This window comes from Acinetobacter sp. AB03 (assembly GCF_058107045.1).
Map to the genome: position 1 here is coordinate 41,118 of NZ_JBUEBA010000039.1, position 21,140 is coordinate 62,257.

The 21,140-nt window shown below is 37.0% G+C and carries 10 protein-coding genes; 8 read left to right on the plus strand and 2 right to left on the minus strand.

Features of this window, described 5'->3' with window-relative positions:
- Nucleotides 1–33: 33 nt before the first annotated feature.
- The 8 genes from ACY3FQ_RS17620 to ACY3FQ_RS17655 all read left to right on the plus strand — a co-directional run bounded on the left by ACY3FQ_RS17620 (nt 34) and on the right by ACY3FQ_RS17655 (nt 20,028).
- The gene (locus tag ACY3FQ_RS17620) at nt 34–7,320 is read left to right on the plus strand and encodes an LPD1 domain-containing protein (RefSeq protein ID WP_489774556.1); all 7,287 of its coding nucleotides are present in this window, start codon (nt 34–36) and stop codon (nt 7,318–7,320) included.
- 83 nt (nt 7,321–7,403) lie between these two features.
- On the plus strand, nt 7,404–8,063 hold the full coding sequence (locus tag ACY3FQ_RS17625) for a hypothetical protein (RefSeq protein WP_005028677.1): 660 nt from the start codon (nt 7,404–7,406) through the stop codon (nt 8,061–8,063).
- A gap of 265 nt (nt 8,064–8,328) precedes the next feature.
- Nucleotides 8,329–15,555: an LPD1 domain-containing protein gene (locus ACY3FQ_RS17630; protein ID WP_227504984.1), complete on the plus strand. Its 7,227-nt coding sequence runs from the start codon at nt 8,329–8,331 to the stop codon at nt 15,553–15,555.
- A 9-nt stretch (nt 15,556–15,564) separates the two neighbouring features.
- Entirely contained in the window at nt 15,565–15,996 is a 432-nt protein-coding gene (locus ACY3FQ_RS17635) for a hypothetical protein (protein ID WP_005005806.1), read from the plus strand.
- Nucleotides 15,997–16,268: 272 nt separating this feature from the next.
- Entirely contained in the window at nt 16,269–16,841 is a 573-nt protein-coding gene (locus ACY3FQ_RS17640; RefSeq protein ID WP_005028673.1) for a hypothetical protein, read from the plus strand.
- Nucleotides 16,795–17,583 carry a hypothetical protein gene (locus ACY3FQ_RS17645; protein WP_005028672.1) on the plus strand — a complete coding sequence of 263 codons (789 nt, stop codon included), beginning with the start codon at nt 16,795–16,797 and terminating at the stop codon, nt 17,581–17,583. The genes ACY3FQ_RS17640 and ACY3FQ_RS17645 overlap by 47 nt, the downstream gene beginning before the upstream one ends.
- A gap of 8 nt (nt 17,584–17,591) precedes the next feature.
- Nucleotides 17,592–18,074 (plus strand): hypothetical protein, encoded by a 483-nt coding sequence (locus ACY3FQ_RS17650; RefSeq protein WP_005028671.1) that lies wholly within the window; start codon nt 17,592–17,594, stop codon nt 18,072–18,074.
- A 97-nt stretch (nt 18,075–18,171) separates the two neighbouring features.
- Complete coding sequence (locus tag ACY3FQ_RS17655; protein WP_125272077.1) at nt 18,172–20,028, plus strand: phosphohexomutase domain-containing protein; 1,857 nt, start codon at nt 18,172–18,174, stop codon at nt 20,026–20,028.
- A 48-nt stretch (nt 20,029–20,076) separates the two neighbouring features.
- Here the strand turns inward: ACY3FQ_RS17655 and ACY3FQ_RS17660 are convergent, their stop codons facing one another.
- Nucleotides 20,077–20,478: a hypothetical protein gene (locus tag ACY3FQ_RS17660; protein ID WP_005028669.1), complete on the minus strand. Its 402-nt coding sequence runs from the start codon at nt 20,476–20,478 to the stop codon at nt 20,077–20,079.
- A gap of 49 nt (nt 20,479–20,527) precedes the next feature.
- Nucleotides 20,528–20,941 (minus strand): hypothetical protein, encoded by a 414-nt coding sequence (locus ACY3FQ_RS17665; RefSeq protein ID WP_005028668.1) that lies wholly within the window; start codon nt 20,939–20,941, stop codon nt 20,528–20,530.
- Between the last annotated feature and the right edge of the window lie 199 nt (nt 20,942–21,140).

Sequence of the window (21,140 nt, forward strand, 5' to 3'; positions counted from 1 at the left end):
AAAGATGCTTATACATATTGCCATGGAGTTTATATGTCAACTAAAAAGAAATGGTTGGATCTGAGTAGCTTTGGCGCTCAACTTGTAGTAACCCCTAAAACTGATTTAAGAAACCAAGCAGCCATTATTAAGATTAAAGATGTTGAGCTTTTAGAGAAAAAGTTGAACACATCCTTAAACAGCTTCTTAACAGGTTTAAAACAGACTGGAAAGTTTGTTTATATCACCAATGAGCAAAATAACGACCTTAGTTTTATGTATAAGAGTTCGCAAGATAGTCTCTCTCTTGCTGACATAAAATCTGTTTTTCCTTACGACTCTAAAAATGACCTCATTGAAATGGATATGTCAGATATATATCTGCAAAACCCAATGAGTAGTGCTGAAAAAAACCAGTGGCAATCCCTATTTGAACTCAATAATCAAAAGTCCGTTGTGCTTTACCAAGCAAAACAGCAAAAACCGTTTGCCCCAAATACAACCATTATGGGTGCGGTTAAACAATTCAATAAAGCAGATTTAGGCTGGAATAAGCTACCGACATTACTGCAGTCCGTAGATCCATTGCCGTTGGCTGATTTAGACAATTACGGGTACCAAGCAGATAAAACACTGACTCGTTATTATGTTGATAAAGAAGCAGCGCTAAATGCTGGACTCATAGAAGATACGATAGAGCCTATTGAACTAAGCAAACAGCTAGTGATTTCGGTTAATTCAGGCGGTGAAGTACTTGCCCTAAAAGATATTACGCAAATCCCTGAGCTGACCAATTATAAAATATCTTCACATCCAGCATGGCCAGCGTATAACAGCTTACCGAAGCAATTTATTGATATTCGAGAGCTGAATAAGGGGCTGAATACGAGCATTGATCCAATTGTGAATGCGCTCAGATCGGATGATCATGCCGTTAATCACCAAGGATTGATCAAGCTTCAAACCTTAGTCACGAAAATCAATGACTGTTTGTATTCATACGAAGAAAACAGCATTCCGTCAGCATTGGCACCATTTGGTATAGAAACAACTGCGTTACAGCTGGTGGACAATGATTGGAAAGTTTGGGAATACAACAACCAAACTTTAGATGTAGAAGAATTCGACCTTGCCGATAAGATTAAGGACCTGATTCAAAGCGTTCAAAATAATATTAATAATTTAAGAACATTTGATCCCTACTCTATTGGTGATAGCAGTTTTGATCGTGAATTAATTTCTGAAAGTTTGGATGACATCGGTACAAGTTTAGAAAGCTTGGATCTCAATCAAATTAAGCAAACCATACCGCCTGAACCTAAGGTTCCAGTAAAACGTTTGTTCAATCGAATTGATCACTTTTTTAGACACACCAAGTTTAAGCCGAACATTCCAGAACCAGTCATTAAGGACTCTTTGACTAAACTCGCTTTAATGCGAAAAATTAAGCAAGAATACCTACAAAAAATTGCAAAGCTCAAAGAAGAACGTCAAGCCATTGTTGAAGCGAAAGCAACACATACCATCAGTGAGCGTATTGAAAAAGCGGTTGCGATTCAAGTCGCTGTTGCTACTGAAAATGCGTATGTTTTGGATCAGCAAGCCTATGACGATCAAGCTTATGAAATGGAATTGGCATTAAGTCAGTTAAACATTGCTTCTACGCGTCTGAACAATCTTTATGATAGTTTTTTTGATTCAGTGATAGACCGTGAAGAATACGGCACGGATCTTGATAACTTCCTACAAAGCGTTGTCACCGATGATGAATTGCAAGATGAAATGCAACGTCTATTGGATGAAGCGAACGAGTTTGAAGCTACTCACACCTCAAATGACATTGACATTTATCATTTCAACGTTGATCTAGGTGAAGAACCGAACGGGCTTTGGAATGAAGCTGTTAACCAGTTTGATGTGGTTCATTATTATGATGAACAAGATCAAGAGTTATCTGCAGTCGAAAAGTTTGAATATTCTATTTTGGGATATTCACCATCTCAAGAATCTGCAATGCCAGATTTTAACGATATGGTGTTCTCGAATGCTGTATCAGTGCTGGATAACAGTATTGAGGACATGATTGCGACCAGTGCTGAAAATGTAGGTAAAAACTACTTTTCATTTCATCAGCAAATGCCTCGTATTCTTCAACAACTGCATAGTATTAATAGCCAATTTACGGCGCTTGGTGATGGTGATGCCCATAGCATTGCATCACAATATTTATCAGATGAAAGCTTAGAGCCATTCTATAACCTGTTAGAACAGGACGGTAACTACAAGGGTTTTAATAAGCGCATCGATGTGGCTCATGTGCTTTCTGAGCTGAGTAGCAATATTGGCAACAATCCTGACTCCCCTATCCTTAACCGATTACCTGATATTAGGTCGCAACTCAATCATGCGATAAATGAAGAATTACGTGTACGCACGAATCCTGGTAATGCACTGGCCAACGCGATTGTTTTTGCTGCGACCAATGAAGTTTTGTCTTTAAAAGAAACACTCGAAAAAGATGAAATCTATGTGGTAGACAGCTTTCAAAACTATCTGCCTAAGGTGATACATAAAGACCACTTCAACTCAAATACACAAGAACAGCTTTTTGCCTTAAATAAAAAGGTCGCGGTAAGTATGGCGTATAAGCGCTATCTACAAGACTTTTATCAAAATGCCGTGGGTGAAGAGTCTAAATCTGAGGCGGTTATTGCCATTATTAATAATGAGCACAAGCATATTTTGACGGCACTAGGTTATCTAACACCGACCTACAATGAAGTCACGGCACCAAAAGACTCGAAAATTGAAAATGTCGTCACGTTGACTGAAGAAGCGGTAAAAACCTACCTAGCTGAAGGTAACGCTTTGATGGTTGAGCCTGAAGTTAGCGCACGTTCTTTGGCGGTGTATAGCAGTACGATAGCATCTGATCAGAACTTCATTCGCTTACTACCGATGGATCTAGGTCAAAAGGTTAGTTCATTACAAAAGCAAAAAACCATTATGATTAATGGTGCTTCTTCGTTTGAACATATCCTGAGCTCTAATCCGATCAGCGAAAACAAGCTGACCTATGATGACCTTAAGAATGTAATTCTTAATCGTATTTTGACCAAGGAAGCGGTACCGAAATATGAAAAAGGCTTAAAGCTTGATATTGAAGTTAAGAATGTCTATGAGCATGCATCAAGTTTCTTGCCACTTGAAAAGACCGATGTTAACAGTGAAAATGACTTTGGCAATCTCTTTAAACATGGGCTTGTGCTTGAAGCATTACAATCGACTCCAGACTCACTCAAGAATGGATTTAACCTCAACCGTGATTTAATCAATTCTGCCCTACTGCAGTCATTTGAAAATCGTTCTATTGAAGAATGGACGGCACTAAAAAATAAATCCCTCGAGACAAAAACGGGATCTCTTTTAAGCATTATCACCAATCCTGAACGCATTAAAGAGTTTGAGTTTCCTGAGATAAATATTTATCTCACGGTTTCACCAGCTGATGAACAAAAGCACGGTGCGATTAACTTATATTTCAGCGGTGAACAGATTCCGTCTACCGATCGCTTAATCGTTAAATCAAGTCTGAATGACTTAGCTGCAGACGATAAGGCGCTGTTTAAAGCTTTGACGCTTAGCAATGATTCAGTTTTAAGTACGCAAGAGCAAATGCAGTACTTGATCGACTCATTAGAAAAACGCTATCAGATCTTCCAGTCGATCGAAAACCTACACCTTAAAGAAAAGGTATTGTTTAACCCTGAGTTGGACGATTACAAGGCATTAACTTTACGTGATGCCGATAATCAATACATCGATCCAACGGCGAAACAAGATCTAATCGATTTTGTGAAAAGCAATGATGTGATGACCAATGTTGATTTGATGAACGTCTTTACCGACTACATCAATCAAAAAGAAATGGATCAAGCGTTTGAAAACGGCTCCAAAATTATTGTGGCCAATGACGGTGCTGATTTAGTGATTTCTGTCATTGATAAAGACACACCAGTTTTACAGCATGATCAATTACGGGTTTTTGATAATGTTGAGCAGTTTGCTAAATTCAACGAGCGTGGTGGATTGTTTAAAGACTTCCAGTTAAACGGGATAAAAGCGCATCTTGTGGACCAAGTATTAAATGATCTTGGGTTACGTGAAAACATACTGCAGACAATCAAGGTGCCATTATCACCAAGTTTTGAAAATATTGATGTTAAAGGCCTTAATGAGATTGTGGCTGTTAATATTTCAACATTGGTCAATAAAATTGATTTTGCCTTTGGTGAAAAGCTACTTGAATCTAAAGACCGGTTCGATCTCGCGATTAAAGTTGCCGATGATCAAGCTCCGTTAAAACTGGCCATTGTGAATAATGCCGAACATCAGCAATTTGTTGATCAAGGCTATAAAATTCTTCCTACGCCAAAGCACCTGAACTCTAAGAACTTCTTAATTACTGATTTTGCAAAATCATTCAAAAAAGCAGAATTATTTAAGTCTCGCGATCAAGTATATAAACCTGAACATATGGTTCAAAGCGCACCTGTTGTAGAAGTTGCCCAAGAACCATTGGTTGAAGAACCGACCGTAACTGAGCCTGAAGTTCAAAAGCCTACTGAACCAGAAGTACAGGAAACAACGGTAGAAGTTGTAGAGCCGACTGAGCCAGTTGCTCCAGAACAAACATCACTGTTTGAGTCTGAGGGTAAGCCTGAAGCTGAAGCACCAAAAGAGCCAAAAACAACCAAACCGAAAGCCACTGAGCCACGTTCTGAAGTTGGACTTATTGAAGATACGGGTATGAAAATGCCTGGTGCGAAAAAGGATCTGTATGGTCCACGTTTATCGCTCAGTCAGATTCAAGATATGTCGCTTTTGCAAGTCAAAAACCTAATTACGCGTGACAAAATTTGGAAAAAGGAATCGGTTTTACAAGCAAAAGAAGCTGGTCGAGATATTTACATTCACTTGCTGACTGACGCTGTACGTAAGATGACGAATGATCAGCCACGTTATCCGCTTGAAAATGCCACTGAAGAACAGTTTAAAAAAGTAGGTGCTGGATACTATGACGCTGTTTTAAGTATGCGTGATGCATTAATGGAAGCAAAAACAGTTCGTGAATTTATTCCTAATGCATGTGATTTATACGTTCGTTTGAATGAAGACAAAGATCTGTTCACGGCGTTTAAATCATTAGATCGGTCATTATTTTCATTGGTAGAAAGCTATGCTGAATATGCTGCCACTGACATGATTATTAGTTCTGAATTGGCGAAAACCGATAGTAGTGAAGCACGTAAAACGCTCACTGAAGCACTTCATCATTTAAGGAAAGAGTTACCGCCAGTTAAAGGCACCTACTCTATCTATAAAAAAATACGTAGTGCGATTGATGCCAAACCGTTCCAAGACAAAGTAAAAGCGACTGTTACTTTTAGAAGTGGCAACATTATAGATTCGAGTACGCTATTTAGCAGATCTGATGCTGGTCTATCTGAACAGGTCATGGATCTGTTAACTGCTAAAAAAACCAAAGACGCAACTGCAGAGAATGATGATACTCAAGAAGTCTCGTTATCTGAAAAGAATGTATCGCACATTGTAGATGACACGGCGAGTACCTTAGATGCCCTATTCAAAGAGTATGCTAAGCCTCGTACTATGCGTAAGGCATTCAAGCTCAGTGATGTGGTTGTGACGGAAAACATTGCTTCACGTAATGGCCAAGATGTTACAGCACATACCTTGCAAGCGACCTTTGGATTTAAAGCCGTAGAGTTTGGCGAGTACTTGAACCAGAGCGATCGTCAAATCGCATTAAATAACGCATATGACGGTTGTTTCGCTCTTGCTAAGGCACTTGATATAGATCCGAAATTTGTTGGCTTTAACGGTATGTTGGGTGTTGCTTTTGGTTCGCGTGGACGTTCCGCTGCGATGGCACATTACGAGCCATCTAACCGTGTGATTAACTTAACCAAGAATTCAGGTTTTGGCTCGTTTGGTCATGAATTTTTCCATGCCTATGACCATCTCATTTTTAGTGCGATGACACGCAATCAACCAAAAATGATGATGGAAAACGTACAGCCTTATCTAACTCGTTTTGCAGAATTGAATAACATTAAGTCTGAGAAGTATGCCAACATTAACCAAGATTTGTTGCAAGCTGCAGCCAAAGTAAATCAAGCGATGTATTACTTGCCAATGAAAAAGGATGACTCGATAGAAGTACTTCGCACGAATCTTGAGAATCAAGTCAAGTTTTATGAAACCAGCATCAAAACGATTTTGGATAAAACATTGGTAGATCAACCTGACATTGTTGATTTGTTTACGCCAGATAGAGACAGCATAAAAGAGAAAATTAATACGTTTATTGCGGAACGTGGCAAGTTGCATACTGAACTATCTTCATTGATTAACTTCGCTAATCGTCATGAAGATCCTGAACTTTTCCAAAAGGACGCCATACAACATAGACGTTATATGCACGTTGCCCAAGGCTTGCATAAGTTCTTGTCTGAAAATGAGTATCCAATCCCACGGACTGAGCTCAACAAATATATCTCGCAATCTCGATCTGAAATTGATCATGATCGTGTCTTTGCAGCGCAAGTACTTGGTGCAGCGAACAGTACAGTCTTTAGATCAGTTGTATTCCGTGATTATCGACAAATGTTGCGTAGTCAGTTTGCGATATGTGCACTCGACTTCATCAAAGAAAACAGCCCTAAACCATTGTCAGATGAACACTTAAAGTTAATTTCTTTAAGCTTACAGACGAACGATCGCTTAACATCAACTAATCAATCTCAGCTAAAAACTGATTTCTACAAAAATGCGATGGTATTAGAGGGCTTAACAAGTGCTAAGAAGCCGTATTGGACGACCGCACATGAAATGTTTGCCCGTAGTGGTGAGCAGTACTTACAAGTGACCTTAGCAGAAATGAACTTGCGTAATGATTGGCTTGTTTACCCATGTCCTGAAGGTGGTTCATCTTCTGTAACTCAACCGCATGGTATAGAAAAAGATGCAATCATGAAGGAGATTCGCGAATTTACGGTGAAAGGCCTGGACTATATTCAGGAAAATATTGCTGAACTGCGTTTTGCTGATCATCAGCAGTATGTCAGAAATGCAATGCACTTCTTCCAACCGGGTACAGATCAACATGAGAACCTAGTTAAATGGAATGAAGTCATTAATGAGATGTCACAAGCTGAATACGATGAATATTGGACTAAGCTCATGACCAACATTGAAGTACAAGCAGATCCAGAATTAAGCAAACAAAAGAATAGCGATCCTGAATTGGCACTATAAGCAATTTTGAGATCTTGGATGCTATCCCCTGTGGGTGGCATCTTTTTTTTATTTAAATCTTATAAATGGAATCAGGGGGCACTATGGCAATAGCAATTCCAAAGCAATTTGCTGGTTTTGGTCTAGCAGTTGCAATTATATCTGTGGCTAATCATTTCGGATTGGTCGATCTCTTTGCTCAAAGTGCTACACGGGCAATATCGAAACAAGCTCAATCAGTAGAGTCAGCCAATCCAGGCCAACCGAATGAACCTGAAAACGGTCTACAAATGGCAAAAGACTATGCTGAACATCAAAAAATGGTAGCCAATAGTGCAGCCATGCCATTTAAAAAAGAAGTGATTAATGTTTCCAGTATGGAAAACACACAACATTTTGGTCCTGTTTCAATGGAATCTCAAAATGTTGATACTGTGTTTATCATTCGAGATAAGGCCACTAAAAGGTTACGAGCCGTTGTTCAGGTACCCAAAAAGCAAACTGTCAATATATCTCTTCCAATTGGTCAATACACCATTCAATATGCCCAAAACAATTATATTAAGGATGCTCCATGGCAAGGATTAAATAAGTTTTGGGGATACGGCACTACCTTTTTAGAAAGTAACCTTGAGCATAATGTTACCTTGGTCCAATATCCGAATAATAGTGGCTACTTTATTCGTGGTACTGGAATTATTGTAGGTGTAGAAGATGGCACCCAACCAGACGAACTCGCTAAAAACGAATTTGTTAAAATGTAACCATCAGCTTTAAGCAAGATGTCACCTATACGGTGGCATTTTTATTTATAAAAAAAGAAAGAATAGTGCACGGTTTTAGATGGTTTTATTAAAAATGATAGGTATTTAAACAGTGCTATTTACTCGGTATATACTATTTTAAAGAATAACGCCTAAACCCTCCCTCAAAGTTAATTTTTTAGTTTAATATAAGCACATATAAGTACTCGTAAGAGTCGTTTTAAAGTCTTGGATCATGCTATGTGACCAAGTAGGAGACTATAAAGTGAATGAAGTTAAATGGCCTAATTTAACTGGTCTTGGTGCGCGTCTTGTAGTATCGCCAGCCAACAATTTTCGCCCAAAAACGGCGATGCTTGTTGTTAATGAATTTGAGCAATTCAAAAAATCTATTGAACAAAACAGTTCTAAGCAATTTGAACAAGTGTTAATGGATGCCCATTTTTATGAAGTGCAAAATGATGATGGTATTCATGCGTACTACTATAAGAACCCGGCAAAGTCTGGTATCGATCTAAACGATCTTCAGAAGGTCTTTCCAGCGTTTACCAACGATATGAAAGTACCGACTAAGCAAGAAGATATTTATCTCACCAATCTACCGTTTAAGAAGAACATTCCGAACTGGAAAAGTTACTTCGCATCAGCGACCGAACGCCTTTCTGCTTTCCCTGAAGTGTATGTCAGTAAGCTAAACAATGGATCTAATATCCTTGATACGCTGAAAACCAGTCTTCAGGAATCGAACAAATCCTACTTGGCTCAATTTCAGTCTTCAAAAATTCCTTTTAATCGTCTTCAAGATTATGGCTATGAAAATATCTTCTCTAAAGTCTATCTAGATGAAGAATCGGCGATGGCCAGTGGCGAAAGTCTAGATAATCTAGCCAAAATTAAGTTGTCTCCATTTGCAGTACCCGTCAATTACGAAAAAGATGGTTCGTTACTGATTATTGATGACTTGCGCCATATTCCTGAAATCTTTGCTCATGATCCGTATGAAGCATTGGGGTTAAATGACAATATTAACCTGGTGCATTTTGCTCATGAATACGAGTCCACTTTTAATCAGCTGATTGAGCATGGCCGTGGCAACAGAATGTTTAACATGAGCTTTAAAGATGTTGATGCTTATGTACAAAAATTAGCTTCTGATCTTGTTGTGATAGACCGTGTGTTTAATCAACAGCAATTGCCGTATCCAAAGCTATTAGAATCAGCTAAACAAGGTATTCCAGCTTTTTATAAAGATGAACACGGCACATGGATGGCGTCTAAACAAGGTATTGAAACACGCCTTGTAGATAAGATGGTGTATGACGCTGCCATGCTTCGCCATGATGTCTTACAACAAATGGTACGCCAGATGCCAACAGGTAAAGTTTTCTTTGCCGATCTGAGCCAAGAGTTCTCTGAATTCTCTGTAAACATCGTTCCTAAGTTTAATGCGCTCTATGATCACCAATCTGCTGAAATCAAACAGCGTAAACTAGAAGAACAACTCAATGAATCAAATGTTAACGAGATCTTGAATGACCTTGATGTTAATTTTGAGGCAACTGAGAAGGCATCTATTACTGAGTCTGATCTACTCAACATTGCAAATGACCTCCCTACTCCAGAAATTGATGATGTTGCCGTACTTAAAGAGCTCTTAAAGTTTCCTGAAGAATTATTGGATGCAAGAGGCAATGACAAGGTGCGTGATTTCGCGCCGTCTATGCTTGAAATTAGACAGATCTTGGATGTCTATGTCATTCCTAAGGCTACTGAACAAGCTCAACAAATTGAGAAGCAATATAGTGATTATCTAAATCAGAAATATGCTGAAATTCAAGATGTCGTGCGCTCAGCTACACAAACAAAAAACTTCAGCGTAGATGATATTCAAGCGATCTCTGACGAAATCGACACACACAATGTTGAGATCTCAAAACAGTACAATGAAGTTAAAAAAGTCTTATGGCAAAGTGAAACTTTGGTATCTGGCATTACGTCTGCAACAAATACCTTTTTGTTTAATAAAAACAGCTTCTACTACGCTAAAGATGAAAACGGCAAATTTGTAGGTTTTGAATCTGAAGTAGAAAGCAATCAACATAAAGCGGATCTGTTCAAATTACTATCTAAGCAATTCGACAATCAATTGGTTTCAATTAACACGCCTGAGCTTCAGGAATTTGTGAATAATGAAACTGCAGTTGATATGTTGATGTCACGCACGAACAATTATGTTGAGCAAAATATCAATGATTTTGTTGCTGGTGATTTTTCTGCGCCTTTAGAGCTAGAGCAAGATGTACAGCGTTTAGAGTTAAGCGATCTGTGCACGGCTGATCTTGCTAATAACGATAAATTAGCTTCAGCGTATTTTGAAGAGTTTACTCGGCTTCTTGATGAATCAAACTTTGATGAAGCATTTTTAAAACAATCTCTATCACAAACTAAAAGTGCGTCATTCTTAAAGAACGGTGTAAATGAGATTTTATTCCGTAATTTATTGGTGCCAAATGCAAGTGAAAACTTCAATCGTAAGACTAAATCTGATTCTGTTCCTGAGGATATTCTTGCTAAAACTTCATCACATACAGATGGGTTTAGTCTGGACCGTCAGTTCAATCGCTTTGTTGAAGTTCAAAGCTTCCAAAAGGCATTAACAGCCAAATATCCGCAACAAGACTGGTCATTTATCACAAAGGATGACCGTGGCGAAAACATCAAGTCGATTGCTGAAGATATGCAGTCTGACATGGAAGAAGACCGTAAAGATGCAAAGGATCTGTTGTCGAGTATCGAACGTCAGTTTTATTCTAAAAATTCGACCTTATTTGTCTCGAACATGGATCTCGCTGCAGATGAAATCTATGTTCAGATTAAACCAACGGGTGACATTGACGATTTAAAAGTTAAAACCGTTAAATCAAATGAATTTGATGAAAACAAACATTTTTCATTGTCTACCGATGGCTACAAAGCAACAAATCAAGCGTATGCGAACATTGCCAAGTATTTTGTTGAAAAAACCCTATATCTAGAAGATGGCGATTATGACAAGGCACAAAAACTAGCTGCCTTAGTGATTGCTGGTGAAGATAAAGAGCTCAAACAAGAAACTAAGAAAGTCTTTGGTGTAGAGCTGACTGCAGATGACTTGAAGCAAGTCCAAAGCATGCAGTTAGAAGATGGTAAGCTCCAGTTAAACAAAACTGCCCTACCGAACCACAACTACAACAACATTCAGCTATTCAACTATCTGAACCTGATTGATATTAATCAGCGTACAGTTTTTGGCAAATTTGATGTTGAAGTACAAAAAGAATTTGAGGTGATTAAGGATCTTCTCAAACCTAATGTAGCTTTTCAGAATAACGTTAAATATTTTTCTCTAACAGCTGAAGAAGAGAACGTACAGTTCAATAGTGAATCTGAATACTTTAACACTCAGCTAGAAAATGCTGTAAAGCACTATGAAGATCACCACGGCGCAATCAAGATCCCTGATCATGATTTGTTTATAACTGTGTTTCAAAAGAATGATCTTCAGTATATACGCCTCTACAATCATAAAGACAAAAATGCGCCGTTTATTGGGCATTCAGTTTCCCTAGATGCCAATATACATAAGGCTACTGGCTTTAATGATAGAGATGCGGTTAAAACGTCTGCGAATGCTTTGTTTAAGTTATCGACTTCACGCAACAGCATGACGTTTATGCCTCCAGCTAAGTTCACTTTTGAAAAATATTACGAGTCAGATCTCAACTTCTTCAAAGCTAAAGATAGTCAGCAAACTTTAATCAATAAAGTGTTTACGTCTTTACCAAACAAGATGTTCCAGTACATTTCTGATCATCCATCTAATTTCAACTCTAAATTAGATTTCATCAGCAATCTTAATTCTGCAACATACGAAAAGTTTGAGGATCTTAGCTACGATAAAAAACCGAATGAAGTCACTGAGCTTCTGAGCAACATCTCTCCAGCGTACACCTATGTTATCGCTCATGTAGATGGCCAGACAGCAATCATGCCTAAAAACTTAACCAAAGTTTTTGATGTTCAGGCATTTGAAGAAGTTCATCCGTTTGATTTGGTGAACTCTAAACTTCAGAAAAGTGATCTTAAAGAACTTTTTAGCAATGGTATCAATGGTGAACCTGATCCGTTCATTAATAAGCTCAAATTTAGTGTTGTATTAAACCGTGTAGGTAATCCAGAACTTGAGGATATTCAGCCTAGATTTATGTTAGAGCAGATCGCCGTGAATGAGGCGTTTGCAGAAAAATATAAAACCTTAACCGCTTTAAATGAAGTCAATGCCGTCATGCTTGAGCATGTCAAAGCATTACAAGATACGATTAAACAGGCTTATGCTGAGCATTTTGTAGGTTCCAACCCTAAAGTTCACCAATACAAGTTGCTAAACAAATCATCTCAACAAGATGAAACACCGCAATTGTTTATGGTTGATACGGACTATGAGCCTCAATTAACTGCCGTGCTTCTTCGTATACCGTCTCATGACTATCAGTATCAATTGATTACTGGTTTTGATGATGTAGACCAGTTTAGTCACGAAATCTTAAATGCTATCGAATCTAAGGTTAATTTCGGTACCACTTTAGAGCAATTAGCACTATCTAACTTGCCTGAAATTCAGATTAAACACAAAACTGACTTTGAGAATAAACAGTTAGCAAGTTTGCATTTCCAAACTTTGATTACGAATACGCTTGGTGCTCTATACGATCAAACCGCACACATAAAGCCGTATATCAAAACTGAAAATCACAAATTGTTTTTGGCCATCAAGCCATCGACCGACAATGAATATGCATCGGTTAAACTTTTTGGTGATAAGTCCGATATTCACGGTGATTACAAGTCTCTGTGCGTTTTTCCTGTTAAAAGTATGCGCTCAGTTGAAGATGTCTTACAACTTCAAAACCGTGTGTTTACTGACTTCACGTTTATCGATCAATTGGTACCAAAAGACAAATATGTGCCTGTTGATGTAAAGGTAGAGCCAAGTGACTCCCCTGCTATGTACTTAGGTGATGTAGGTGCCAAGTTTGGCGGTGCACATAAAGATCGCTACGGTGAATACATTTCATTGGAATATATTTCAGCGACATCAGCCGATCAAACAGCTACGGACTATCGAAAAGCAAAAATCGTTGCAAATAAAGAATTCCAAGCTTGGTACACCAATACGCCACTCGGTATTGATGACAAAATATTCGTAAAGGCAATGTATGACTACTGCCCAACTAAACCGTTATTCTCTAAAAATGCGTTGATGCTTGATAGCCAACGAGCGACAGAATTACGTGCGTATGTGGCTGTTGTTTCTAACATCAGAAATTTGATGGTAGATACTCAAGAAGAGTTGATTCATGCGGTAAGAAACAATAAAAGCTTATCTGCTGAAAGTCTTGGTATGACTGATCGCCAACGTAAAGACTATATCGGGCTTTATAGTAAAGGTACCAAGAACAACTACAAAAACTACTTCGAATTGCTTAGCAATTTGAATGAGTACTACATTATGCCAGAACATACAGGCGGTATCAGTGTTCAGCTTGAGAAAATCATCGAAAAAACGATTGATAAAGAACTCAGTGAGATTCTATCAACAGGTAAGATCTTTGATTTTTACGGTAAGTCGAAAGTCACTAAAGATGTGAGCGATGCGATCAGCAACATGCAACGTACTGGCTTATATTCAACTGTGCTTGAACCATACGTTCTGAAAAGTGCGATTGAAAGTGGTTTAGTTAAAGCTGAATCTGCACCTATTTATGTTAAAGATCCTGTTGCACCAGTTATAGAAGCAACGACTGAAGCTGTGAATACACCTAAAGCACCACGTTTGCCGTCATTTACCAGTGAAGTGAAAAAACTTGAAAATGGCTTTGTGACTGAAAAAGTCCAATCAAGTATTTACGGATTGTTAAATTACTCTCGTACTGGTCCTGATCATCGCCAAGGTGCCGATGTGGATTCATTCAAGCTTAAAGATGACTTTTCTATCCGTGGTGTTGAAGTAGGCAATAAAGTTAGTCCTGTGGCTCAACAGTTGGTTAATGCCGTGTATGACTCATTGGCTGACTTAAAACAACTCATGGGCTTTAAATCAAACAATGGTTTATTGAACTTGGGTGTTGCTTTGGCTTCACGCGGAATTAAAGGATCTGCAGCGCATTTTGAACTGTCTAAGAACGTGGTTAACTTAACTCGTGATAGCGGATCTGGAAGTTTGGCTCATGAGTATGGCCATGCGCTAGATGCACACTTGGGAATGTTGGAAAAAGCGGAAGTATATAAAAATCACGCTCAAATGAATCGTTCTGTACTTCAGGACTATTATGAAGACATCCCTAATTTTGAGATACCAGGTGCACGACACTTCTTATCAAATATGTTGGATGCTGGATACTCCCCTGTTACTGAGTCCGGTCGTGCTTTTGAAAAGGTACATCGTGCGATGATGAATGAGCCAGTTCAGCCAATGAAAAATTACGGTCAAGTACTTCATGAGAATGCTGAGACTGCAATCAAGGCGTACCACACTGTTGCTGATTCAATGCATGATGAAGTGATTAAGAATAAAGAGAATTATCCTAATTCTACGCGCAAAACCTTAAACAGCTTCTTTGACTGGCACCAAAAGCACTATGAAGATCTCATTCGCCGTCAGTTTGAGAAAATTGAAGAGTACTTGAAGAAGTATGAGCGTGAATATAAAGCTGATACAAACCTATCTTTCTTCAGTACAGTTCAAGACAAGGTGGATGTCATTGTCTCTAAAATTAACACTGACATTAATGCTATAAGCTTTAAGTCGTTTGAGCGCTATCAGCAAAAACTTAATGATATGCGCCAGCCAGAACATCATTTACCTACAACCGGTTTGGAAGAAAAAATTACAGGTGTTGCGAACGCAGCGAATGTGGATTTAAAAACACTATCGCAAAACCTATCTGAATACTTGATAGAGTCATCTAAATACAAGTTCTATAACCTGGTAGAGAAGTACATGCCTGAGGGAGTTAAAAATCCTCATACTCAAATGCAAAACTTCTTTGATAAGTCGCAAGACGTTGAAGTTAACGTAGGTGATATTCGTTTTAGTGACAATCTATCGCGTTATAAAAAGGATTGTTTAAATATCGACAGTGCTGAAAATCGTGCAACGCCGTATTACGCGACCAGTACCGAAATGTTTGCTCGTTATTTTGAGACTTATTTGTACTCTAAAGTTTCAAATGAAAATGAAATGAAAAACTCATTTTTAATTGACGGCTACCCTACCGTACAACCTAAAGGTTTAGAGTTTGAGATCTGCAGAAACTTGACTGAACAATTAGTCGAAACTTGTGTGAATGAAATATTTGATCAAGATCTGCAAAACGAAAATACCCAAAAAATTATTGCTGAAGTTTCGATTGAAAAAGAAAATGAAGCTGACCAATTAAGACTTGAGATGTGAGATAACTAAATGCAATACGAAAATATTCATGAAGCAAAAACGCCACTTAAAAGCATGATTACTCGTAGTCATGCCTATATTCGCCTGTTGGTAGAAAAAAGTATGGCTGATGGTATTAAGTTTAAATATCACAACGGTAGACGTTTAACTCAAATTGATGATCCTGAGCGTGTTGTTTCTCAAATCTTCCCTTATTTTTTCCGTTTAGTTTTCTTGGAAATATCAACTTATTACGGTCAAACATTTGATGGTCTTAAGTTTCATTCTAAGAAACGTGCAACAGGAACATTGCAATTAGAGGTCAGTATTCTTGAAGACAAAATACCGAACCAATTAGAGTTTTTCACCTTTATTAGTTACGTTTTTAACTATGGGTTTTTAAAAAATCAATTCCATGAAGACTTAACCCTTTTAACCAAAGCAACAAAGTTTGCCAGTTAAAAGTTAGATCCATTTTAAATCTTAGATTTAGGTATATACTAAAAATAATTTTTAAATATTTAAACTTTCAATGTGGCTTTATAATCAAATAAAGCCATATTGATTTAGAAACAAGTTAGATATTTCTGAATTAAAAGTGTGGCGAAAGTATCAGTTTTATAAGTCAAACAGTCTGCAGTCTTTTAAGTAACTGTTGTAACGAAATAGTCATAACTGAGTCGCTGTACATTTGATGTGTATGCCCTTTTATTAATCCCATTGGAGATGATCGAATGCAAAAACCATTGCATGAAAATCTTGAAAACTTTCTGCCTTACTTGAAAAGTGAACTCGCTGCCAAAGGTATTTTAAGTGCGTCACTCAAAACCATCTTTTTGAACTACATTGATCAGATCACAAAAGAGAATAGATTCGTCAGCCATACCAATACGACCGATCGACAAATTGTATATATAGAACGTGGCGATGATGCATTGATGTTGCGCTTTAAATATTTTGTTGAAAATAATGAGTACTTAGAAGTTGAGTTAATCATCACGGATACTCATGTAAAGTTGGTTTATGCTGAATCACCAGAATTACACTTGCTTTATGATGATGAAACACCAATTTGCTTAGATGCTGGCCAGTTAATCAAGTGTACCAATGACTATGGAACATCACTTGCTACTTTAATTAGCGCCCTATTCCAATGTTTACTCAGTGATGATCCACAAAAAAATATCCAAGACGTACTTAATCAAACTAATCTTTTTGACAAAGTTTCAGATGAAAATGCCGAATTAAACAAGGGTTCACATGATTTCGATAACCGACAAAATCAAGCAAATATCTGGGTTTTCTGATTCAGATTCAGAAGTTGTTAAGGATAGTGTTTTATCCTTATCTACTGCTTTGTGGATCATGAATATACTCATGTCTACAAATTTTGTTATTGGTTTAACCAAGAGAGATCAGAAGCTTTTTGATAATGCCAAAGAAACACTGATTACTGAAATGAAGCGGTTAAATTACAATCTTAGCGATTATAAAGTACTCCCTGTTTCAAAAAAGAATGAACCGCTTTTGCTTCAAATTAAACTTGAACAAAAATCAGATCGGATCATAGATTTAGTCAATGCCAATTTAAAGGATTTATCCAAAGACGAGTCCATGGTTATTGAAGTTCTTTATGCAAATTTAATGAATAGTAATAGTGGTGTTTGCATCACTATAAGCGATATTCATGATAAAACAGCGCTTCAAGTCAGTGAGATTCTTACTGACATTTCAAAAGAATTAAAGGTATCTACTTTATCCGATGTTCTTGATATTTATGCACGACCAATTGAACATAATAATGCCAAGGTGAGCTTTACCCTGGTGAACCCATGGGCATTATCAACCGATAGAAAAAAGACTCTTTGCATTGCTGCACCCATATTCAATGAATACAACAGTCCATTTAAATTAATTGCACTTCTTCAAAATATCATTTATCTAATTAATCAGAAGTGTACTAAAGAGACGGACCTTCTATTCGATTCCATTAACCTACCAAAATTTCAAAATAGACTTTTTGGCCAAAGCTTTTTTTATATTAATTAGGACTAACCATGAAAAACCAAACACGCCCATTTACTGTAGTGTTGTTGGCTCCTATTGCAGAACAACCTATTCATGCTTTAGTTGCGCCATCAGGTGATTCAATTCTGTTATCACAAGATACGAAAGTCTCTACTCTCGCAAATTGTCCAGATATGATCGAATCTGAGTTCGGTACATATGATGAATTTCTTATCGAACATCGCGATCAATTTATGCTGTTTAACCAAGTCGCATCTGATTTAGATCCTGATCTAATTTTTCCTAAAGTGCATTCAGACCTACTTGAAGATAGCTTATGTATTATTCGTTCTATTTTCGCTTTTGAACGTTTCAAATTAGAAGAAGAACAAAAGAATGCTACTCGTAAAGAGCCTAAAGAAATTAATCAAGAATATTTAATGAAACGTGCGATAGACCAGGCAATGACTTTAGAGCAAGATGTTTCTGACCTTTCATCAAATGTAGAGCGCTTACAAAGCCCCATGTCTTAAACTCCATTAAATATATTTAAAATTAACTTTAAACCCTCTCTTAAAACTTATATGCTTATTAGTAATAGTTTAAGGGTGTGGTTTAAAGTATTTTTAGATGGATACAAATTTAGTTTTTTTCGATGACTTTAACGCTATTTCTAACACCTCTTCTGGTGAAAATCACCGTTCTTTAAATAACGTACTATTCTTCTTTCTCAACTATCATAAAGGTACGTTTTTAGCTGATACGATATTTTTTGATACCCACTATCAAACAATTGACAACCGTAATATTGTCGGGGTTTTGCCTGTTCTTTTTAGTATCTGCCAGATTGACCGTTCAGAAGGTCACACCGGGCAAATAGTCGATATTCAACAGGATCTAAATAACGTAGATGAAGATGATTATGAACCTGTAATTGATATAGATGATACGCAAACATTTAACTTGTTCTACCACTTCCTTAAACCATCCAATGATGCACCTGTAAAACCACACCTTAATAAACTAAAAGTATTACCAGACAACTTAATCGATTCGATTAAACACCATGAGCTTTTAAATTACATTCTTGCTCTCATTGAGAATAAGATCTGGACCGATTCTGATGTATTTAAGTATGAGTACAAAAATAGGTTTTTGTTTTGCGTTTTTATCTATTTGTCCAAGACCGTAGATCTAAGTTTTAATAGCTCTCACGATTCTTTCACGAGCTGGCTTGAACTGCGTAACCTATCTTGGTTTGGTGCTAATGAAGTTGATATCAGTAACTTTGCAACATTAGAGCTTTATATACATGCCCTATCCTACACGCTTAAACTGGCAAACCATATTGTAAAAGCAATCATCAATAATAATGTGATGCCGTTTAAAGTTGCACCGCAAGAAGAATTGTTTTACTTTTTTGCTGAACGTACAGACGCACGTTCTCCTAATGAAGAGACTACACCGCCGTATACGCCAGCGGAAGATGATGAAACTTTTTCCACTGAACTTTCTAGTGCTCCAGTACCAGCACCGTCAAATAAGGAAACACCAAAAGTAACCGATGCTTATTTATTAGTTGGTGCGGATCTTGAGGATTCTGAGTCCACAACATCAGAAAAGAATGTGATTACTCAAGACTTCAACTACCAAGCACGTTTAAATGAATTATATGAGCTGTCAAAATTCATCAAAGATGAAATTATAGATGCTCCAATCATTTCTATTAATCAAGCGTGGAATATAGTGCAAGATAAATGGAAGTTTTATCTCGATACTTTTTCAAGTAGCTACTTCAATATGAATGATTTTGAGAAGACGGCTATTCTTAAACAATTGAAATCACTCAAAGCCAGTATTTTTATGAACTGGTTTGATATTAAGTCGGGTGCTGGCCAGCAAGTATTTATTGATCTAGTGTCATACGACACGTTTAAGATTGAGTTTCTTTCTTCTGAAGCTAAGATGATCCAAACTTACATGAAGAACCGTATTAAAAATCAGATGTATTTTGAAACTACGGCGCCACAACCAAAGTTTTTGAGAAATCTAAACAACTTATTTAATGAACGTGTCGATACGCAAAAAATTAAAGACATAGAAAACACTGAACTTTTGTTGAAGGTGAATGGCATTCTTGACGGTGTTACCAAAGATCTCATTGACAATATCAATCTGCATTTATCAAATGACATTTATCTTGTGAACTACTTTTCTAATGTAGATAAGGAACTGGAACCGCCCAAATATCACTTATTAGATATTTTGCTTCGTACTTCAGTGCTTAACCTTATCTATGTTTGTCCTACAGCATCACTCAATGCAACCAAGGATCTTCTAAATGCAATCACTGATCCTGAAATTGAGGTTTCAGCTTTTGACACATTCGACCGCAAACAATATCAAAATCAAATTGTAAAAGAACTCGCATGTTCATTCCGTCAGCGCATAGATCCATCTGAACTTTTGAAGCTAGATATTACGTAGATATAAAAAATGCCCATCATTCGGGCATTTTCTTTTTAATGGTTAGGCTTACCAAGGTCTAGGCTCTGGTGGGCGTGATGTGTATTCATTATCCATATTGTTTTCAGATTCATTGTCTTGGTCCAATTCTGGATCTGTTTGTTTGTAGCGGTTTTGGTAATCTTGCTGCTCAATTAAATCTTCTAGAGCCATTTCTTTAAAGTGACCAACAAGTAATGAACGTGTTTCTTCTTGGTATTCTGGTTCTTGCGCTAATTGACGTCCAATTTCATTCGGTAGTTTATTGTCGTAGATATATTTTAGGTTGGTTCGTTGTGTTTGTAGTGTAGGTTGTGGGTTAAACTCGTCAGTAAGGGAAACTACTTTAGCTTCACTAAAACTAGTGCCACAATTAAAAACGGCTCTGGTCGCGTCTTGAAGTATATCTTCTTCGTTCTGTATGTTTTCCATTTGGCTTAAACCCTTTATTAAAGTCAGAATCTTAAAATTAAGAGATGTATTAAGATACCCAATTATACTTCAATAAATTTTCAATTTGTACCTTTAACGCTTCTTGCTCTAATCTGTCTAAACCTATTGTTGCGATGTTCTCTAAAAACTTGTCTTTATACTCGTTGTAACTTTCTATATCGTCTTTTTTAATGGTTTTGTCTAGATTTAACGTAAGCATGAGGTTTAATACTTTTAATATTTTTAGGTTCTTCCGTTTTTTGAGAACTTCAATAGGATCTAATTCAAAAGTATTTATTTTATCTAGTTTTTCTTTATAAGTTATTGCCATTAAAGGATTTATGCTTTGGTTGAGTATGTAGGATAACTCTAAAACAGTTATATCTTTCCCCATATCTTTAGATACAGATTTCTTAATTTCCGACAGTAAAATTAAGTGAGATGTAAACTTTGCTTTATCCATAATAGTCTCTTGTATTTAAACTAAATCATTAAAACAATTAGCAAGTCATGTTTAAACTTTCTGTATATACCAATAACAGTTTTGTGGTACATTATTGCTAATTTAAAAACCATTGTTATTTGTAATAAAATGGTTTTAATGATTCTTTGGTTAAAAGGTATTAAGCCTTTTAGTTAAACGTCTAACTTGTAATTTATAA